Raw genomic sequence first — 17,148 nt, forward strand, 5'->3', positions numbered from 1 at the left:
CACGGCCCCGCGAGGAAGCGGGTGTATAGCCGCGACCTTTGGGGTGCGCAAGCGGGCGAAAGTCATTTTTTCAGTCCGCCCACATCCCCTGCGACAAAGGGCTTAGTCGGCGTAGCGGGCCCGGGGATCGTGAGCGTCCTCGATCTCCAGCTGGACGCCGTTGCGGCCCATGTAATCGTCCGGCTTCAGCTTGCCCACGACGTCCAGCGCGCCGCCGCCGGCCAGCAGGCGCTGGCCCAGCGGCGTTTCGGCGCTGCGCCAGCTGATGGCCTTGATACGGTCGCCCGTGGGGCCGACCAGGTCCATGCGCACGTGGCCGCCCTTCAGGGCCGAGACACGGTCGGGCCGCACGCCGGCCAGGGCGAACATCGGCTCGGGATTGCCCGGACCGAAAGGAGCCAGCCGCTGGAAGTCGTCGAGCAACGCCCGATTCGCCGCGCGCGGCTGCACCAGGGCATCGATCTCGACCGACTCGATTCCCACCGCCTCCATCTCCCCGGCCAACTGGTCTTCCAGGAAGGCGCGAAACTCGGGAATCATCTCGGGGCGGATGGAGAGGCCCGCCGCCATGGCGTGACCGCCGCCGGCCATCAGCAGGCCCGCCTCGAAGGCGGCCTGGATGGCCCGGCCCAGGTTGACGCCGGGCTGCGAGCGGCCCGAGCCCTTGCCGACATTGGCCGCGCGGTCGACGCCGATCACCACCACCGGCTTGCGATAGCGCTCGCGCAGGCGGCCCGCGACGATGCCGATCACGCCGGGGTGCCAGTCCTCGCCGGAGACCACGATGACCGGGGCGTCGGTGTTGAAGTTGCCGCGCTCCAGCACGGCGGCGGCTTCTTCGACCACGGCGGCCTCGACGGCCTTGCGCTCGGTGTTGAGGCCGTCCAGCTCCTCGGCCAGGGCGGCGGCCTCCAGCGGATCGTCGGTCGACAGCAACATGGCGCCGAGGTCGGAGCGGCCGATGCGGCCGCCGGCGTTGATGCGTGGGCCGAGAATAAAGCCGGCGTGGAAGACGGACGGCTCGCCCGAGCCCTTGCCGACTTCGAACAGGGCCTTCAGCCCCGGATTGGCCCAGGCGCCCATGGTCTTGAGGCCCAGCGCCGTCAGGGCGCGGTTGAAGCCGACCAGCTGGGTGACGTCGCAGACCTCGCCCAGGGCCACCAGGTCCAGCCACTGGCGCAGGTCCGGCTGCGGGCGTTCCTCGGTGAACAGGCCGCGCTGGCGGGCCTCGCGGTTCAGGGCGGCCAGCAGCACGAAGGTGACGCCGGCGGCGGCCAGGACCCCCTGCCCGCTCTGGCAACCCGGACGGTTGGGATTGACCACGGCGGCGGCGGCCGGCGGGTCCTCGCGCATCAGGTGGTGGTCGATGACCACGACTTCGAGGCCGATCTCGCCGGCGCTGGCGATGGCGTCGTAGGCGGCCGCCCCGCAGTCGAGGGTCACGACCAGCTCGGCCCCGCCGTCGCGGATGGTCTTGAAGGCCGCGGGACTGGGGCCATAGCCCTCGGTCAGACGGTCGGGAATGTAGATGGGCAACTCGACGCCCATATAGCGGAACCAGCGGACCAACTGGGCGGCGCTGGTGGCCCCGTCGACGTCGTAGTCGGCGAAAACCATGGTCGGCCGGCCGCTGACCAGGGCGTCGATCAGGATCTCGGCGGCCCGGTCCATGTCGGTGAAGCTGGACGGATCGGGGAACAGCGCCTTCAGGGTCGGGCGCAGATAGTGCTCGGCCTGTTCCAGCGAGACGCCGCGCGAGGCCAGAGCCCGGGCCAAGGGCTCCGTCAGGCCGTGGCGCTGCTGAATGTCGCGCACCACGGCCATGTCGGCCGGACGCTCGCGCCAGGCGCGGCCGCTCAGCGAGCGTTCGACGCCGAGAAAGGCGCTGGCGGGAATTTCGGTGACACCATCGGCAGGCATCGCTGGAGAGTAGCTGGTCACGTGGATTCGGACCATGCGGCGCCGAAACGACAGTCCCGGACGTGGGTTAGCCGGCCTGCATCTCGGCCCGAACGGCTTCGACCTCGTTGGCCGAGCCCAGCACCACCGGCACACGCTGGTGCAGCTTGGTCGGCTGGATGTCGAGGATGTCGGCCAGCCCCTCGGTCGACTTGCCCCCGGCCCGCTCGACCAGCAGGCTCATCGGGTTGGCTTCGTACATCAGGCGCAGCTTGCCCGGCTTGGTCGGCTCGCGGGCGTCCCACGGGTACATGAAGACGCCGCCACGCATCAGGATGCGGTGGACGTCGGCGACCATCGAGGCCACCCAGCGCATGTTGAAGTTCTTGCCCCGAGGGCCGTCCTTGCCGGCCAAGCAGCCGTCGATATAGCGGCGCACGGGCGGCGCCCAATGGCGCTGGTTGGACATGTTGATCGCGAACTCGGCCGTGTCGGCCTTGATCGAGAGGTTCGGGTGGGTCAGCAGCCACTGGCCGTCGGCGCTCAAGGTAAAGCCGTCGACGCCGCCCGACAGGGTCAGGACCAGCATGGTCTGCGGGCCGTAGACCGCATAGCCAGCGGCGACTTGGCTGCGGCCCGACTGCATGAAGTCGGCTTCGCTCGGCGCATGGTCGGCCGGCGCGGGCAGCACCGAGAAGATCGTCCCGACCGAGACGTTGACGTCGATGTTGCTGGAGCCGTCCAGCGGATCGAAGGTCACCAGGTAACCGCCGACGCGGCCGGTGGGCTCGACCTCTTCCAGCTCTTCAGAGGCCAGGCCGGCGACGGCGGCGCAGCCCTTCAGGGCGTCGCTCAGCATGTCGTTGGTGATGACGTCGAGCTTCTTCTGCTCCTCGTCTTGCACATTCGTACTGCCGGCCGCGCCCAGGCTGCCCGACAGGGCGCCGCTGGCGACGACGCGACTGATCCGCGCGCACGTGGCGGCGATCGTCTGGACGACGTCCTTGAGGGCGGCGTCAGCCGGCTCGGCCGCGAGCCGGGCGGCCAGGTCGACAAAGGCAGTCATCTAGAATCCTCGAAACCGAAAGCAGAACGGCCGCCTTTACAGGGCGGCCGTGACAGGAAGGTCTCAGACCTTCCGCTTCATGCGGACCTCGCGGACCGTGCCCGTCGAGGAGTTCATCACCAGGGTGTGGGTGTGCACGCAGCCATCGCGGAAGATGACGCCGTCCAGCAGCCCGCCGCGCGTCACGCCGGTGGCGGCGAAGATCGCCTCGTCCCGGACGATCTCGTGCAGGTCGTACTTCTTGTCGAGCTCGGTGATGCCCCACTTGGAGGCGCGCGCCCGCTCGTCGTTGTTGCGGAATAAGAGGCGGCCCTGGAACTGGCCGCCGACGCACTTCAGCGCCGCGCAGGCCAGGACGCCTTCCGGCGCGCCGCCCGAGCCGAGATACAGGTCGATGCCGGTCGAAGGATCGGTGGTGTTGATCACCCCGGCCACATCGCCATCCGTGATCAGATGGATGCGGGCGCCGGCGGCGCGGACCTTGGCGATGATGTCGGCGTGACGCGGACGATCCAGCACGCAGACCGTGATTTCGGTGGCCGCCACGCCCTTGGCGTCGGCGATGGCCTGGATGTTCTCGGCCGGCGACTTGTCCAGGTCGATCACCCCGGCGGGCAGGCCCGGACCGCAGGCGATCTTGTCCATGTAGGTGTCGGGCGCGTTCAGCAGCGTGCCCTTGGGAGCCCAGGCCATCACCGTCAGGGCGTTGGGCTGGGACTTGGCCGCCAGGGTCGTGCCCTCCAGCGGATCCAGGGCGATGTCGATCTTGGGGCCCTTCCCCGTGCCGACCTTCTCGCCGATGTAGAGCATCGGCGCTTCGTCGCGCTCGCCTTCGCCGATGACGATCTCGCCCTCGATATCCAGCTCGTTCAGGGCATTGCGCATCGCGTCGACGGCGGCCTGGTCGGCGGCCATCTCGTCGCCCCGCCCCAGCATCGTCCACGACGCGATGGCGGCGGCTTCGGTTACGCGAACGGCGTCCAGGACCAGCGAGCGGTCCAGGGTGTTCGAACTCATCCGTCTCTCCCGACCGCCCTTGAGCCAGGCGGCCTAGTTCCCAATGTCGCCTTCGACGCCGAGTTTTCTCGGTCGTTTAGATACGCGCGACGCGCAGAAGGCGGGGACGCTCTAGCACGGTCTGCAATTTTTCGATGCGGCTAATCGCGTCCAGCAGATTCGATTCCGGCGTCGCATGGGTAACGAGCACGATGGGCACGCCACCTGCGCCTTCGACAGGCTTTTGCAGGAAACTGTCGATCGAGACGCCACATTCGGCCAGCGTTTCGGAGATGGCGGCGATGACGCCCGGCTGGTCCTGGACCATCACCCGCAGATAGGCCTTGCCCACCGCGCGGGCCGGATCGATGGCGATGAACTGGGCCAGATCGCCGGCCGGAGCCTGGAACACCGGACGCACGGCCTTGGTCATGACGTCGGCGATGTCGGCGGCCACGGCGGCGGCGGTCGGACCCGCGCCCGCGCCCGGCCCCTGGATGAAGATCCGGCCGATGCGCTTGCCCTCGATGAAGAGCGCGTTCAGCGCGCCGCCCGCCTGGGCCAGCGGATGGTCCAGCGGAGCCAGCGACGGATGCACCTTCACGGCGACGCCGTCGTCGGTCTTGGCCGCGCTGGCGACCAGCTTGATGCGATAGCCCAGGTCCTTGGCCAGCTTGATGTCGAGCAGCTCGACATCGCTGATGCCCTCGATCTCGGCGGCCTCGAAGTTCGGGGCGCAACCGAAGGCCAGGGCGGCCAGGATGCTGATCTTGTGGCCGGCGTCGAAGCCGCCGACGTCGGTGGTCGGATCGGCCTCGGCATAGCCCAGGCCCTGGGCCTCACGCAGCACGTCGGCGAACGAGCGGCCGGTCTTCTCCATCTCGGTGAGGATGAAGTTGCAGGTGCCGTTGAGGATGCCGGCCACCGAGACCACGTCGTCGCCGACCATGGCTTCGCGCAGCATCTTCACCGCCGGGGTGCCGCCCATGACGGCGGCTTCGAACAGCAGCGGCGCGCCTTGGGCTTCGGCCAGAGCGGCCAGCTCGGCGCCATGCACGGCGATCAGGGCCTTGTTGGCCGTGACCACCGGCTTGCCGGCCTTCAGCGCGGTCTCGACGGCGGCCTTGGCCGGGCCGTCGCTGCCGCCGATCAGCTCGACGAACAGGTCGATGTCCGGCGAGGCGGCCAGAGCCACCGGATCGTCGAACCAGGCAAGGCTGGAGATGTCGACCGGACGCGCGCGCGTCTTGTTGCGGGCCGAGACAGCGGTGATCACGGCGCGATCGCCAGCCGGCGCGAAATCCGGGCGCTCGGCCAGGAACTGCAACAGACCGCCGCCGACGGTGCCCAGGCCCGCGACGCCGATGCGCCAGGTCTTCTTCGTCATCTTCGAATCCTTGGAAAGAACGGAGCCTTACGAGGCCTGTTCCATCTTGTTGTGGGCCTTGGCCAGGATGGAGTCGGCGTTGGCGATGAATTTCTTCACGTTGCGCGCGGCCTGGCGGATGCGGTGCTCGTTCTCGACGAGACCGATGCGGACATAGCCCTCGCCGTACTCGCCAAAGCCGATGCCGGGGGCGACGGCGACGCCGGCCTCCTCGATCAGCAGGCGCGAGAACAGCATCGAGCCGGCTTCGCGATAGGCCTCGGGGATCTTGGCCCAGGCGAACATCGAGGCCGGCGGGTTGGGGATGTCCCAGCCCGCGCCCTTCATCGACTTGATCAGGGTGTCGCGACGGCTCTTGTAGATGCCGCGGATCTCATCGACGCAGTCCTGCGGGCCGTTCAGCGCCGTGGCCGCGGCCACCTGCACCGGGGTGTAGGCGCCGTAGTCCAGATAGGACTTCACGCGGGCCAGGGCCGCGCAGATGCGGGCGTTGCCGACCACCATGCCCACGCGCCAGCCGGCCATGGCGTAGGTCTTCGACAGCGAGTTGACCTCGACGGCGATGTCCTTGGCGCCGTCCACCTGCAGGATCGACGGCGGCGGGTTGTTGTCGAAATAGATCTCGCCATAGGCCACGTCGCTGATCACCAGCAGGTCGTGCTTCTTCGCGAGGGCAACCGCGTCCTTGTAGAAGTCCAGGTCCACCCACTGGGCGGTCGGGTTCGACGGATAGGACAGGATCAGCACGCTGGGCGGCGGCACCGAGTGCTTCACCGCGCGGCTGATGTTGGACAGGTATTCCTCCGGCGACAGGGCCGGCACGTGGCGGATGATGCCGCCGGCCATGATGAAGCCGAAGGCGTGGATCGGATAGGCCGGGTTCGGGCAGATGATGACGTCGCCGGGGCCGGTCAGGGCCTGGGCCAGGTTGGCGAAGCCTTCCTTGGACCCGAGCGTGGCGATCACCTCGGTGTCGGGGTTCAGCTTCACGCCGAAGCGGCGGCCGTAATAGTTGGCCATGGCCTTGCGCAGGCCGGGCACGCCCTTGGAGGCGGAATAGCGGCCCGCCTTGGGGTCGCGCGCCGTCTCGATCAGCTTGTCGACGATGTGCTGGGGCGTGGGCATGTCCGGATTGCCCATGCCGAAGTCGATGATGTCGGTCCCCTCGGCGCGGAGGCGCGCCTTGATCTTGTTGACCTCTTCGAAGACGTACGGCGGCAGGCGGCGGATACGGTGGAAATCGGTGCTCATGAGGGCTCTGTGCGCCGCTTCGGCGCTCTGGGAGCGGAAAGTCGGGCATGGATAGACCCCGCGCGGGGCCAAGCCAAGCCAGTTCAAGGAAGATTATGCCTCCGTCGCCCTATTGGGGCTGGGACGGAGGCGCGCTAGCTCGGCCGCGTGCTGCGCGGGCGAAGGCTTCGGTGTTAGCGCGATCGGCGTCGGTCGGCGCTTCGAAGGCCGGCGGCTTGACGTCCTTGCGGGCCTTGGCGGCGTAGCTTTCGCTGTCCTTCAGTTCCCAGGTGGCGGGCGCGGTGGCTGCGGTCAGGGCGTCGCCGGCGCGCTGCTGCTGGACGACGGCGGCGCGGACCTGGTCGGCGGTCGGTACGTCCGTCGGCATCGCCGGGATGTCCGAGAACTTGCGGCGCACGCCCTTGGCCTTGGCCGCCGCGTCGACGCGGGCGGCGATCGGCGAGCTGGGATCGACCTTGGTGGTCGAGAACGGCGTCGTGCACGCAGCCACGCCAGCCGTCAGGCCGACGATCAGAGCAACGCGTACGATTTTGCGGGTTTCGCCGTTCATTGGTTCTGGTCTTATGCGATGATCGCGGCGAGCGAAAGGCGTTCGACGCCGCTTTTCGCGAACACAATAGGCGGAGGAACTCATGGCCACGGCAAAGGCGGCTCCCAAGGCCCGGAAGAAAGCTTCCCCCAAGGACGAGACCGCCGAACCCAAGGCCAAGGCCGCGCCGAAGACCACCAAACCGAAAGCCGATCCCGAGCCGCCGCCGAAGACCGAATCGGCTGGCGGTCCGCAAGGTGGTCCGAAGCCTCCGCCCTTCCCGCCATTCGAGAGCGTGCTGTCGGCCGACCAGCTGAAGATGGTCGAAACCCTGTCGGCCAATCTCGCCCGCGCCGCCGTCACCGCCCAGGGCGCCATCGCCGAGGCCGCCCTGCGCCAGGCCGACCGCCCGGCCGCCCTCACCCCGGACCCGTTCCACGTCGCCCCGGCCCTGAACGAGGTGATGACGCGTCTCGCCGCCCAGCCGGATCGGCTGATGCGGGCCCAGGCCGATCTCTTCAGCCAATATATGGACCTGTGGCAGTCGACCGCCCGCCGCGCCGCCGGCGAGGAGGTCGCGCCCGTGGTCGCCCCGGCCGCCGGCGACAAGCGCTTCAACGACCCGGACTGGGCGTCGAACCCGATGTTCGACCTGATGAAGCAGTCCTACCTGCTGTCGTCGAACTGGCTGAACGGCCTGATCGCCGAGGTCGAGGGCGTCGATCCGGGCGCCAAGCGCCGGGTCGAGTTCTTCACCAAGATGCTGACCGACGCCTTCTCGCCGTCGAACTTCCTGATCTCCAACCCCGCCGCGCTGCGCGAGGTGGTGCAGACCCAAGGCCAGAGCCTGGTGCGCGGCATGGAGAACTTCGCCGCCGACCTGGAGCGCGGCGGCGGCCAGCTGGCGATCAGCCAGACGGACCTGGCCAAGTTCAAGGTCGGCGAGAACGTCGCCACGGCGCCGGGCAAGGTCGTCTACCAGAACGATATCCTGCAGCTGCTGCAGTTCGATCCGTCCACGGAAACGGTCTGCGAGATCCCGCTGCTGATCTTCCCGCCGTGGATCAACAAGTTCTACATCATGGACCTGCGGGCCGAGAACTCGATGATCCGCTGGCTGACGGGCCAGGGCTTCACGGTGTTCGTCGCCTCGTGGGTCAATCCGGACCAGACGCTCGCGGCCAAGACCTTCGAAGACTACATGTTCGAAGGCATCTACGACGCCACCCAGCAGGTCATGACCCAGTGCGGCGTCGATCGGGTCAACACCGTCGGCTACTGCATCGGCGGCACCTTGCTGTCGGTCGCCCTGGCCCACATGGCCGCGCGCGGCGACAAGCGGATCAATTCCACGACCTTCTTCGCGGCCCAGCAGGACTTCGCCGAGGCCGGCGACCTCCTCCTGTTCACCAACGAGGAATGGCTGCAGTCGATCGAGCAGCAGATGGACCAGGCTGGCGGCTTCCTGCCCAGCCAGTCGATGGCCGACACCTTCAACGCCCTGCGCGGCAACGACCTGATCTGGTCGTTCTTCGTCAGCAACTACCTGATGGGCAAGGAGCCGCGGCCGTTCGACCTGCTGTTCTGGAACGCCGACCAGACGCGGATGCCCAAGTCCCTGCACCTGTTCTATCTGCGCAACTTCTACAAGGATAACGCCCTGACCACGGGCCAACTGACCCTGGGCGGCGAGCACCTGGACCTCTCCAAGGTCAAGACGCCGATTTATGTCCAGTCGTCCAAGGACGATCACATCGCGCCGTTCCGCAGCGTCTATCGCGGGGCCAAGGCGTTCGGCGGACCGGTGACCTTCACCATGGCCGGCTCGGGCCACATCGCCGGGGTGATCAATCACCCGGACGCCAAGAAGTACCAGCACTGGACCAATGACAGCCTGCCCGGCGACGTCGGCGAATGGATCGCCGGGGCGCAGGAGCATCCGGGCTCGTGGTGGCCGCACTGGGCCGCCTGGCTGAAGTCCCGCTCGGGCGACCAGGTCCCGGCCCGCGACCCGATCAAGGGCCCGCTGAAGCCGCTGGAGAACGCGCCGGGCTCGTTCGTGCTGGTCCGGTCGGACGACTAGAGCACGCCGCTGGCGTAGACCTCCTCGAAGACATCGGTCTCGACCCGCTCGACCAGCGGCCGGATGCGCTCCAGGTGGGCCAGCCGGCGCGGGTCGCGGGCGAACTCCAGCACGTCCAGCGGATCGTCGAAGGTGGCGATCACCACGACCACTTCGCCGGCCCGCAGGCAGCGGACGCCGCGCAGACCGGCTACGCGGCCTTCCAGACGACGGTGCTGGACCTCCTGCGCCGTCAGCAGCGCCTGGAGCTTGCCGGGCCGGGGATGGATCACGCTGATCGAGACGGCCGGCGCGGCCGGTCCCAGCACTTCGAGGTCTTGCAGGCGGATGGCGGCGGCTGCGGTCATGCGGGGGCTCCTTGGCGTTCGGGAGCTCATCTCGTAAAACCTCAAGCATGGTTGAGGTCAAGACCCCCAAGGCAAAGCCCCTGCCCCCGACGCTCAGCGTCGGCGAGGTCGCCCAACGCAGCGGCGTGGCGATCTCGACCCTGCATTTCTACGAGACCAAAGGCCTGATCCGCAGCCTGCGGACCGAGGGCAACCAGCGACGCTATCCGCGGGCGGTGCTGCGGCGGGTGGCGCTGATCAAGATCGCCCAGCGCACCGGCATCGGCCTCACCGAAATCCGCCACGCCCTGGACCACCTGCCCCAGGATCGCGCCCCCAGCGCCGAGGACTGGGCCGCCCTGTCGGCGGCCTGGCGCGCCGAGCTTGATTCGCGAATCCGCCACCTGACGGGCCTGCGCGACCAGATCGACAGCTGCATCGGCTGTGGTTGCCTGTCCTTGCAGGCGTGCCCCTTGCGCAATCCCGGTGACGTCATGGGCGAGCGCGGCGCGGGTCCTCGCGTCTTGATCGACGACTAAGATTACAAGACCCACGTTCGCCCAAATGCCGCCGTGATCGTGGCAGAGCTTCCGCGCCATGCTCACGTTGGACCGCCGCACCGTTCTGGGAATGGCCGTCGCCGCGCCTTTCGCGGCGGCCGGCGAGGCCAGTCATGCGCTGATCCCCGACGCCGGACGCAAGCTGGCCGTCGCCGCCCGACAGCAGGTCGGGGTCACGGTCGATTACGATCCCAGCTACCGCAACATCGGCTATCCGAACGGCGACGTGCTGCGCACCAGCGGCGTCTGCTCCGACGTCCTGATCCGCGCCGCCCGCGACGCCTGGGACATCGACCTGCAGAAGCAGGTGCACGAGGACATGCTCAAGGCGTTCGCGGCCTATCCGTCACGCCGCGAGTGGGGGCTGACCAAGCCGGACGCCAATATCGACCACCGGCGGGTGCTGAACCTGGAGACCTTCCTGGCGCGGCAACGCGCCAGTCTCCCCCTGCCCGCCCACCGGCCGTTCGGCGGCGACGGGTTCGAGGCTCCGCAGCCCGGCGACGTGCTGACCTGGCGACTGACCGGCGGCCGGCCGCACCTGGGCGTGGTGGTCGATGGCCCGCAGCACGTGCGGGTGGCGCACAACATCGGCGAGGGTGTCCGCGAGGAGCCCTTGTGGATGTTCAAGCTGCACAAGCCCGCCGGCCACTACCGCTGGCGGGTGTGACGCGAGCTTAGAGGCCCGCGTCTTCCTTGAGGCCCAGGGCGATATTCATGTTCTGGACGGCCGCGCCCGAGGCGCCCTTGCCCAGGTTGTCGAGCAGCGCCACCAGACGCGCCTGGCCGCTGGTGTCCGAGCCGAACACGTAGAGCTTCAGGCGATTGGTGCCGTTCAGGCCTTCCGGGTCCAGGGTCGTCAGGCCCTTGGCTTCGTCCAGCGAGGCGACCTCGATGAATTTCTCGCCCTTGTAGTGCTTGCACAGCGCGGCGTGGATATCGCCCAGCGACGGCGCGCCGTTCAGGGTCGAGAAGTGCAGCGGCATCTCGACGATCATGCCCTGCAGGTAGCGGCCCACGGCCGGCATGAAGATCGGACGGCTCAGCAGGCCGCCGTGCATCTGCATTTCCGGCACGTGCTTGTGGCCCATCGACAGGCCGTAGATCCGGTACGGGACCTTGGTGAAGTTGGCGGCGCTCTCGTCCTCGAACTCGGCGATCATCGCCTTGCCGCCGCCGCTGTAGCCCGAGACGGCGTTGTACGAGACCGGCAGTTCCGGTGGCAGGATGCCGGCGCTGACCAACGGCCGGGTCAGGGCGATGGCGCCGGTCGGATAGCAGCCCGGATTGGAGATGCGCTTGGACTTGGCGATCTTGCCGCGCTGTTCCTTGTCCAGCTCGGCGAAGCCATAGGCCCAGCCCTCGGCGGTGCGATAGGCGGTCGAGGCGTCGATGATCACCGTGTTCGGATTGCTCACCAACGCTACCGCTTCCTTGGCCGCGTCGTCGGGCAGGCACAGGATCACGGCGTCGGCGCCGTTCAGCATCTCGGCGCGGGCGTCGGCGTCCTTGCGCTTGTCGGGATCGATCGAGACCAGCTGCAGGTCGGTGCGGCCGACCAGGCGCTCGCGGATCTGCAGGCCGGTGGTGCCGGCTTCGCCGTCGATGAAGACCTTGGGGGCGCTGGTCATGAGGACTCCGATCCTGGCTCGAGCCAGATCCAGAAGAAGCAGAAAACAGAGACAGAAATGAAAAGGGGCGCTTCGGCCTGACCGAAGCGCCCCTTCCCGTAAAACGTAATCGTCGCGATTAGCGCTTCGAGAACTGGAAGCTGCGGCGGGCCTTGGCCTTGCCGTACTTCTTACGCTCGACGACGCGGCTGTCGCGGGTCAGGAAGCCGTGCGGCTTCAGGACCGGGCGCAGGCGGGGTTCGTAATAGGTCAGGGCCTTGGACAGGCCGTGACGGATGGCGCCGGCTTGACCCGACAGACCCGAACCTTCGACGGTCACGATGACGTCGAATTGGCCCAGACGGTCGGTCACTTCCAGCGGCTGAGCGATCATCATGCGCAGCACCGGACGCGCGAAGTAAACTTCCTGGTCGCGGCCGTTGATGGTGATGGAGCCCTTGCCCGGCTTGATCCAGACGCGAGCGATCGCGTTCTTGCGCTTGCCGGTCGCGTACGAGCGGCCTTGGGCGTCGATCTTGGGCTCGGCCGGAGCGGCCGTTTCCGGGTTGCTGGACAGCGAGGCCAGCGCTTCAAAGCCTTGTGCGTCGGTCATGACTTAGAGGCTCCGGGTGTTCTTGGTGTTGCGCGAAGCGAAGTCGATGACTTCCGGGCTTTGCGCTTGGTGCGGATGCTCACCGTTGTTGTAGATGAGCAGGTGGGTCAGCTGCTTGCGAGCCAGCGGGCTCTCCTTGGGCAGCATGCGCTCGACGGCCTTCTCCAGGACGCGTTCCGGGAACTTGCCGCCCAGCACCTTGCGCGGGGTGGTTTCCTTGACGCCGCCCGGGTGACCGGTGTGACGGTAGTAGACCTTGTCGTCGAGCTTCTTGCCGGTGAACTTCACCTTGTCGGCGTTGATGACGACGACGAAGTCGCCGCAATCGACGTGCGGGGTGTAGTCAGGACGATGCTTGCCGCGAAGACGCATGGCGATGAACGTCGCCAGACGACCGACAACGGCGTTCTCGGCGTCGACCACGATCCACTTCTTCTCGACCTCGGCTGGCTTCAAGGAAGCCGTGATCTTCTGCATGGGATTGATCCGTAATTTCTGGGCGTTCGAACCCGAGAAACCCGGTTTCGTCCGTATGAGGCGCGGCATGTACGGGAGGGTTCGGGGGCTGTCAACAACAGTGAGCGTAGAAACTTACAAAATCCATACAATACAATGGGATAGATATTACGGTACCATAATACCGCATCCTATCGGGATCGTGCGCCGTCGCCTTCACGCGGCCAGCCGCTGAAGATGTTGGGGAGGCGACGGAGCGGCCGGGCGAACCCGGAGACCGTGAGGGTTTGTTGTGTTTCGGCTCGCTTTACCGCTCCGCCAGGCTGTTCTTGCCCGTGAGGATGGGAGGCGTGAGCGTATTTCAGCTCGGGTCCCCACTAGCCCCCGGACGGGCGCGGACCAAGTCGATCGGCTACATCCGTCTCGACCCCGACGATCCACGATAGGCGGCTTATACGATCACCGCCCTGTCGCTCCGCTGAAGGCTTTGGTCCCGGACGACCCGTCATTCGCGTGCGCTCCTAAAGAGTAAGCGACGCGACCTGCCAGAACCGCCGGGAACCGCCAGCGGCCCCGCTCAACCTACCCCCGCCGCCGTTTTGGGCCGGATCCAAACGCCCTCCCCCGCGACGGGGATGGCTATGATTGTGCAGTGGGATTCAACGCGGATCATTCGGCAAGGCGTAAAATCGACAAGCGGTTGATTTCGCTGCGTTCGATCTCGCCAACGCCGAGGATAGAAGCCGTCTAATCCCCATAGAAGCTCCCTCTCCCATAGGGAGAGGGTTGGGGTGAGGGGTTACGAGGTTCGACGGCGTGCCGGCACTGACTCCGCAACGGCGCCAAGATCGTCCACGGGCTTCGCCTAACCTCTCACCCTCCCACGCCTGCGGCGCGGGCCCCTCCCTCTCTCAAAGAGAGAGGGGTTCTTGTGGGCGACTTCGCTCGGCGCAGCGCGCCTTAGAACGGTCAGCGCTACTTCTTCGCGTCAAACCCAAACGCATGCCGCATGACCTGGAAGATGTAGCTCTCTTCCACCACGCCGCGCAGCAGGAAGGCTTGCGGGCCGTCGGCGAACACGCCCACGTCCTCGCCAGCGTGGGCGGCGCTGGCTAGGTTCACCGTGGCTTCCTGGTGGTAGTCGACGTCGTCGGTGTCTTCCTTGGCCGGGTCCTTGCGCAGGTCGTTGCCTTCCGGACCGCCCGGCCCCGTGGCGAACATCAGGGTCGTATAGGCCTTGCCGTCGCCGGCCAGGATCGGCTCGCCCTCGTTGCCGGCCAGGCCCAGGATCGGCGAATTGCGGGCGGCGTAGCCCGAGATCACCAGACCGTGGCTGTGGTCGGCGGTGACGACGACCAGGGTGTCCTTCAGGTCGACCTTGGCCAGCACGGCGGCGATGGCCTTGGAGAACTCGACCGTCTCGCTGAGCGTGCGCTTGGCGTTGCCCAGGTGGCTGCCCATGTCGATCTTGCCGCCCTCGACCAGCAGGAAGTAGCCGTTCGGGTTCTTGGACAGCACGTCGACGGCCGAGGTGGCCATCTCGGCCAGGGTCGGGACGCCCTGCCCCAGCACCGGACGCTCGACCTCGTACGGCAGGTGCTCGGCGGCGAACAGGCCCAGCACGTGCTTGGTGTCGGCCGGAATGGCCTTCAGCTGATCGACGGTGGTGACGTAGGTCGCCCCCTGCCCTTCGGCCTTCACCCACTCGGCGGTCAGGTCGCGGCCGTCGGCGCGCTTGCCCACGTCCTTGCCGTCGGGAAGGAAGCGCGAGCGGCCGCCGCCCATGACCACGTCCAGACGCAGCTTGTCGGGGGCTTCGATCAGCTGGCGGGCGATGTCCTTGCAGCCGGCGGCCAGGGCCTCGGCCGGCATGTCGGCGTCGCCTTCCCAGTCGCGATAGGCGGTGTGGGCGTAGGCGCCGGCCGGGGTGGCGTGGGTGACGCGGGTGGTGGTGACGACGCCGGCGGCGCGACCGTTGGCCTTGGCCAGTTCGGCCAGGGTGTCGACGGCGTTGCCCTTCTCGGTCTCGCACTTCTCGCCCAGCGCAGCCCCGGTCAGGCCGATGATCTTGTTGCGGGTTTTGACGCCGGTCATGATCGCCGTGATGCCGGCGGCGCTGTCGGTGACCTGGGTGTCGTGGCTGTAGGTCTTGGAGAGCGCCGAATAGGACAGCTTCTCGAACGACAGCGAGTTCGACTCGCCGTCGACGCCCTTCTGCTGGCCGTCATAGATACGGCCGGCCGTGACCGTCGAGATGCCCATGCCGTCGCCCAGGAACAGGATGACGTTCTTGGCCTTGCCGGTGTTCGGGACCACGGCCATCTGCCTGGCCAGGGCGGCCTGGCCGGCCTTGTAGTAGGCGTCGGCGGCGCTCACGGCGGCGTTGGGCGTCTGGGCGAAGGCGATAGCCGGGACGGCGGCAGACGCCACGAGGGCGAGAACAAACGAGCGGATCAAGGCCAAGCTCCATGAGGAATCGGCCCGATTTGCGCTCGGCGTGTGACAGTAGTTCCGGGGCTTTGTTGCAGCCCCGGAAATTCAGGGCCGGCGAACGCGCCAGGCGAAGACCGTCGCCGTCGCCAGCAGCAAAGCCGCTCCGGCCTGGTGCAGCACGCCCAGTGCGATCGGCACGCTGGCCATCAGCGTCCAGATGCCCAGGCCCGCCTGCAGCGTCACGACGCCGGCCACCGCCAGGGCCATGGCCTTGCTCCCCGCCGACAACGGACGATCGCGCTGCGCCAGGAAAGCGATCGCCAGGCCCGCCGCGAACAGGGCGTAGGCCGTCAGCCGGTGGTGCAGCTGCACCGCGCCCTGGCTGTGGGCCAACGTGCCCCAGAGGGTCTTGCCGGCGTACTCGGCCGGGAAGAAGCCGCCGTTCATCAGCGGCCAGTCGTTATAGACCAGACCCGCGTCGTTGCCGGCGACCAGCGCGCCCAGCAGGCTCTGGAAGAACACCGCGCCCAGGAAGGCCAGGGCCCAGCCACGCCAGGCCGAGCGTTCCTCGACTCGCGGCGAGCCGCTCCAGGCGTCCAGCGCCGTCCAGATCAGGACGACGAACAGCGCCAGCGCCAGGCCCAGGTGGATCATCAGGCGCTCAGGGGCGACCGAGACGCGTTCCGAGAGACCGCTCGACACCATCCACCAGCCGACCAGGCCCTGCAGGCCGCCCAGGCCCAGCATGATGGCGCAGCGGGCGATCAGGCGGCGCGGGATGTCGCGGCGGATCAGGAAGACGGCGAACGGGATGGCGAACGCCACGCCGACGGTGCGGCCCAGCAGGCGGTGCGCCCACTCCCACCAGAAGATGCCCTTGTATCCCTCGACGGTCATGTCGGGGTTCACCAGCTGGAACTGGGGGATCTTCTTGTAGAGCTCGAAGCTCTCGCGCCAGGCCTGCTCGGACATCGGCGGCAGCGCGCCCATGATCGGCTTCCACTGGGTGATCGAGAGGCCCGAGTCGGTCAGGCGGGTCGCGCCGCCGACGACGACCATGCCGAACACCATGGCGGCGACGATGAAAAGCCAGATCGCGACAGGGCGCGAACGGTCGGAACGCAGGAAAGACGTCATAGGACCTGAAAAGCGTCACTACTGGGCCGAAATGCGGCGAGACTTCCCTACGCCCGACGCTTGCGCGCAGCAACGGTTCTGTGGCTCAGCATGACGCCGCCGCGACTTCGTGCGAGAAACAAGGCTCGCGGAGCCTGTCCGGTTCGTTCGAACCGGACAAACAGGCTCCGTCTTTTTTGAAGCGCGTTCCGACCGCCGAACCGCATACACTTCGGCGGAACGCGCTTTGGGGCGGAGAAGACGATGAGCGGCATGGGCGTATTCGCGGCGGCGGTGATCGGCATCCTGGCCGGCTGGATCGCCGACATCGTGCTGGCCCGCCGCCACTCGCTATTCATCAAGCTCTTGATCGGCGTGATCGGCTCGTTCATCGGAGCGTTCATCGCCTCGCGCATCGACCTGCACCTGGCCGGCTTCGTCGGCGAGCTGGTCGTCTCCAGCGTCGGCGCGATCCTGTTCCTGGCCGTGCTCGGCCTTTTCCGGAGAACCGCGTGAGCGCTCCCCAGATTCCTGCCCGCATGATCCCGGCCCGCCTGCGCAAGCTGATCGGCTCGTTCGCCGTGATGGCGGTCCTCATCGCCTGGATCTGGGCCTTCACCAGCCTCTACGACCACCTGCCGCAGAACCGGTTCATCCACCTGATCTACTTCGTGGCCCTGGGCATGGGCTGGGTGCTGCCGGTGATTCCGCTGATCAGCTGGATGGGCAAGGCGGACAAGCCGCTGGACGTCGGCCAGCGCTAACCAGTTCGGAAATGAAAAAGGCCGCCCCGAAGGGCGGCCTTTCGTCTTCCGTTTATTCC

General features: G+C 67.6%; 17 protein-coding genes. 5 read left to right on the top strand and 12 right to left on the bottom strand.

Annotated elements, in window-relative coordinates; all coding sequences use genetic code 11:
• Nucleotides 1-102: 102 nt before the first annotated feature.
• The 6 genes from recJ to AC07NI_RS07950 form a co-directional block, all read right to left on the bottom strand.
• A complete protein-coding gene (gene recJ, locus AC07NI_RS07925) occupies nt 103-1,920 on the bottom strand; it encodes a single-stranded-DNA-specific exonuclease RecJ (RefSeq protein WP_494618312.1) in 1,818 nt (605 codons plus the stop codon).
• Nucleotides 1,921-1,987: 67 nt separating this feature from the next.
• A complete protein-coding gene (locus AC07NI_RS07930) occupies nt 1,988-2,965 on the bottom strand; it encodes a class 1 fructose-bisphosphatase (RefSeq protein ID WP_494617663.1) in 978 nt (325 codons plus the stop codon).
• Nucleotides 2,966-3,028: 63 nt separating this feature from the next.
• Nucleotides 3,029-3,982 carry a class II fructose-bisphosphatase gene (gene glpX, locus AC07NI_RS07935; protein ID WP_494617664.1) on the bottom strand — a complete coding sequence of 318 codons (954 nt, stop codon included), beginning with the start codon at nt 3,980-3,982 and terminating at the stop codon, nt 3,029-3,031.
• A 76-nt stretch (nt 3,983-4,058) separates the two neighbouring features.
• Nucleotides 4,059-5,348: a homoserine dehydrogenase gene (locus tag AC07NI_RS07940; protein WP_494617665.1), complete on the bottom strand. Its 1,290-nt coding sequence runs from the start codon at nt 5,346-5,348 to the stop codon at nt 4,059-4,061.
• Between the two features lie 27 nt (nt 5,349-5,375).
• Nucleotides 5,376-6,599, bottom strand: a complete 1,224-nt coding sequence (locus AC07NI_RS07945; RefSeq protein WP_494617666.1) for an LL-diaminopimelate aminotransferase — start codon at nt 6,597-6,599, stop codon at nt 5,376-5,378.
• Between the two features lie 109 nt (nt 6,600-6,708).
• A complete protein-coding gene (locus tag AC07NI_RS07950; RefSeq protein WP_494617667.1) occupies nt 6,709-7,149 on the bottom strand; it encodes a hypothetical protein in 441 nt (146 codons plus the stop codon).
• 82 nt (nt 7,150-7,231) lie between these two features.
• Between AC07NI_RS07950 and AC07NI_RS07955 the strand changes: the two genes are divergently transcribed.
• Nucleotides 7,232-9,211: a class I poly(R)-hydroxyalkanoic acid synthase gene (locus tag AC07NI_RS07955; protein WP_494617668.1), complete on the top strand. Its 1,980-nt coding sequence runs from the start codon at nt 7,232-7,234 to the stop codon at nt 9,209-9,211.
• Here the strand turns inward: AC07NI_RS07955 and AC07NI_RS07960 are convergent.
• Nucleotides 9,208-9,558, bottom strand: a complete 351-nt coding sequence (locus AC07NI_RS07960) for a hypothetical protein (RefSeq protein ID WP_494617669.1) — start codon at nt 9,556-9,558, stop codon at nt 9,208-9,210. The two genes, AC07NI_RS07955 and AC07NI_RS07960, sit on opposite strands and share 4 nt — an antisense overlap.
• A 47-nt stretch (nt 9,559-9,605) precedes the next feature.
• Here AC07NI_RS07960 and soxR point away from each other — a divergent pair, with 47 nt between their 5' ends.
• Both soxR and AC07NI_RS07970 read left to right on the top strand, forming a co-directional pair.
• On the top strand, nt 9,606-10,076 hold the full coding sequence (soxR, locus tag AC07NI_RS07965; RefSeq protein ID WP_494617670.1) for a redox-sensitive transcriptional activator SoxR: 471 nt from the start codon (nt 9,606-9,608) through the stop codon (nt 10,074-10,076).
• Nucleotides 10,077-10,134: 58 nt separating this feature from the next.
• On the top strand, nt 10,135-10,767 hold the full coding sequence (locus tag AC07NI_RS07970) for a DUF1287 domain-containing protein (RefSeq protein WP_494617671.1): 633 nt from the start codon (nt 10,135-10,137) through the stop codon (nt 10,765-10,767).
• A gap of 7 nt (nt 10,768-10,774) precedes the next feature.
• On the opposite strand, the gene argC is transcribed toward AC07NI_RS07970, so the two are convergent.
• From argC to AC07NI_RS07995, 5 genes are all read right to left on the bottom strand, one after another.
• A complete protein-coding gene (gene argC, locus AC07NI_RS07975; RefSeq protein WP_494617672.1) occupies nt 10,775-11,728 on the bottom strand; it encodes an N-acetyl-gamma-glutamyl-phosphate reductase in 954 nt (317 codons plus the stop codon).
• A gap of 118 nt (nt 11,729-11,846) precedes the next feature.
• Nucleotides 11,847-12,320: a 30S ribosomal protein S9 gene (gene rpsI / locus AC07NI_RS07980; RefSeq protein WP_494617673.1), complete on the bottom strand. Its 474-nt coding sequence runs from the start codon at nt 12,318-12,320 to the stop codon at nt 11,847-11,849.
• A gap of 3 nt (nt 12,321-12,323) precedes the next feature.
• Nucleotides 12,324-12,797 carry a 50S ribosomal protein L13 gene (rplM, locus tag AC07NI_RS07985; RefSeq protein ID WP_494617674.1) on the bottom strand — a complete coding sequence of 158 codons (474 nt, stop codon included), beginning with the start codon at nt 12,795-12,797 and terminating at the stop codon, nt 12,324-12,326.
• A gap of 954 nt (nt 12,798-13,751) precedes the next feature.
• A complete protein-coding gene (locus AC07NI_RS07990; RefSeq protein WP_494617675.1) occupies nt 13,752-15,233 on the bottom strand; it encodes an alkaline phosphatase in 1,482 nt (493 codons plus the stop codon).
• Between the two features lie 81 nt (nt 15,234-15,314).
• A complete protein-coding gene (locus tag AC07NI_RS07995) occupies nt 15,315-16,346 on the bottom strand; it encodes a COX15/CtaA family protein (RefSeq protein ID WP_494617676.1) in 1,032 nt (343 codons plus the stop codon).
• A gap of 243 nt (nt 16,347-16,589) precedes the next feature.
• Here AC07NI_RS07995 and AC07NI_RS08000 point away from each other — a divergent pair, with 243 nt between their 5' ends.
• Entirely contained in the window at nt 16,590-16,841 is a 252-nt protein-coding gene (locus AC07NI_RS08000; protein WP_494617677.1) for a GlsB/YeaQ/YmgE family stress response membrane protein, read from the top strand.
• 23 nt (nt 16,842-16,864) lie between these two features.
• On the top strand, nt 16,865-17,089 hold the full coding sequence (locus AC07NI_RS08005; RefSeq protein WP_494618313.1) for a DUF2842 domain-containing protein: 225 nt from the start codon (nt 16,865-16,867) through the stop codon (nt 17,087-17,089).
• Nucleotides 17,090-17,148 lie beyond the last annotated feature (59 nt).

The organism is Caulobacter sp. GW821-FHT10E02 (genome assembly GCF_059415225.1).

Coding starts and splice junctions, on each gene's coding strand:
- AC07NI_RS07945 (WP_494617666.1), bottom strand. CDS start 6,599: ATGAGCACCGATTTCCACCGTATCCGCCGCCTGCCGCCGTACGTCTTC.
- rpsI (WP_494617673.1), bottom strand. CDS start 12,320: ATGACCGACGCACAAGGCTTTGAAGCGCTGGCCTCGCTGTCCAGCAAC.
- recJ (WP_494618312.1), bottom strand. CDS start 1,920: ATGCCTGCCGATGGTGTCACCGAAATTCCCGCCAGCGCCTTTCTCGGC.
- AC07NI_RS07970 (WP_494617671.1), top strand. CDS start 10,135: ATGCTCACGTTGGACCGCCGCACCGTTCTGGGAATGGCCGTCGCCGCG.
- AC07NI_RS07940 (WP_494617665.1), bottom strand. CDS start 5,348: ATGACGAAGAAGACCTGGCGCATCGGCGTCGCGGGCCTGGGCACCGTC.
- glpX (WP_494617664.1), bottom strand. CDS start 3,982: ATGAGTTCGAACACCCTGGACCGCTCGCTGGTCCTGGACGCCGTTCGC.
- argC (WP_494617672.1), bottom strand. CDS start 11,728: ATGACCAGCGCCCCCAAGGTCTTCATCGACGGCGAAGCCGGCACCACC.
- rplM (WP_494617674.1), bottom strand. CDS start 12,797: ATGCAGAAGATCACGGCTTCCTTGAAGCCAGCCGAGGTCGAGAAGAAG.
- AC07NI_RS07955 (WP_494617668.1), top strand. CDS start 7,232: ATGGCCACGGCAAAGGCGGCTCCCAAGGCCCGGAAGAAAGCTTCCCCC.
- AC07NI_RS07995 (WP_494617676.1), bottom strand. CDS start 16,346: ATGACGTCTTTCCTGCGTTCCGACCGTTCGCGCCCTGTCGCGATCTGG.
- AC07NI_RS08000 (WP_494617677.1), top strand. CDS start 16,590: ATGAGCGGCATGGGCGTATTCGCGGCGGCGGTGATCGGCATCCTGGCC.
- AC07NI_RS07960 (WP_494617669.1), bottom strand. CDS start 9,558: ATGACCGCAGCCGCCGCCATCCGCCTGCAAGACCTCGAAGTGCTGGGA.
- AC07NI_RS07930 (WP_494617663.1), bottom strand. CDS start 2,965: ATGACTGCCTTTGTCGACCTGGCCGCCCGGCTCGCGGCCGAGCCGGCT.
- AC07NI_RS07950 (WP_494617667.1), bottom strand. CDS start 7,149: ATGAACGGCGAAACCCGCAAAATCGTACGCGTTGCTCTGATCGTCGGC.
- AC07NI_RS08005 (WP_494618313.1), top strand. CDS start 16,865: ATGATCCCGGCCCGCCTGCGCAAGCTGATCGGCTCGTTCGCCGTGATG.
- soxR (WP_494617670.1), top strand. CDS start 9,606: ATGGTTGAGGTCAAGACCCCCAAGGCAAAGCCCCTGCCCCCGACGCTC.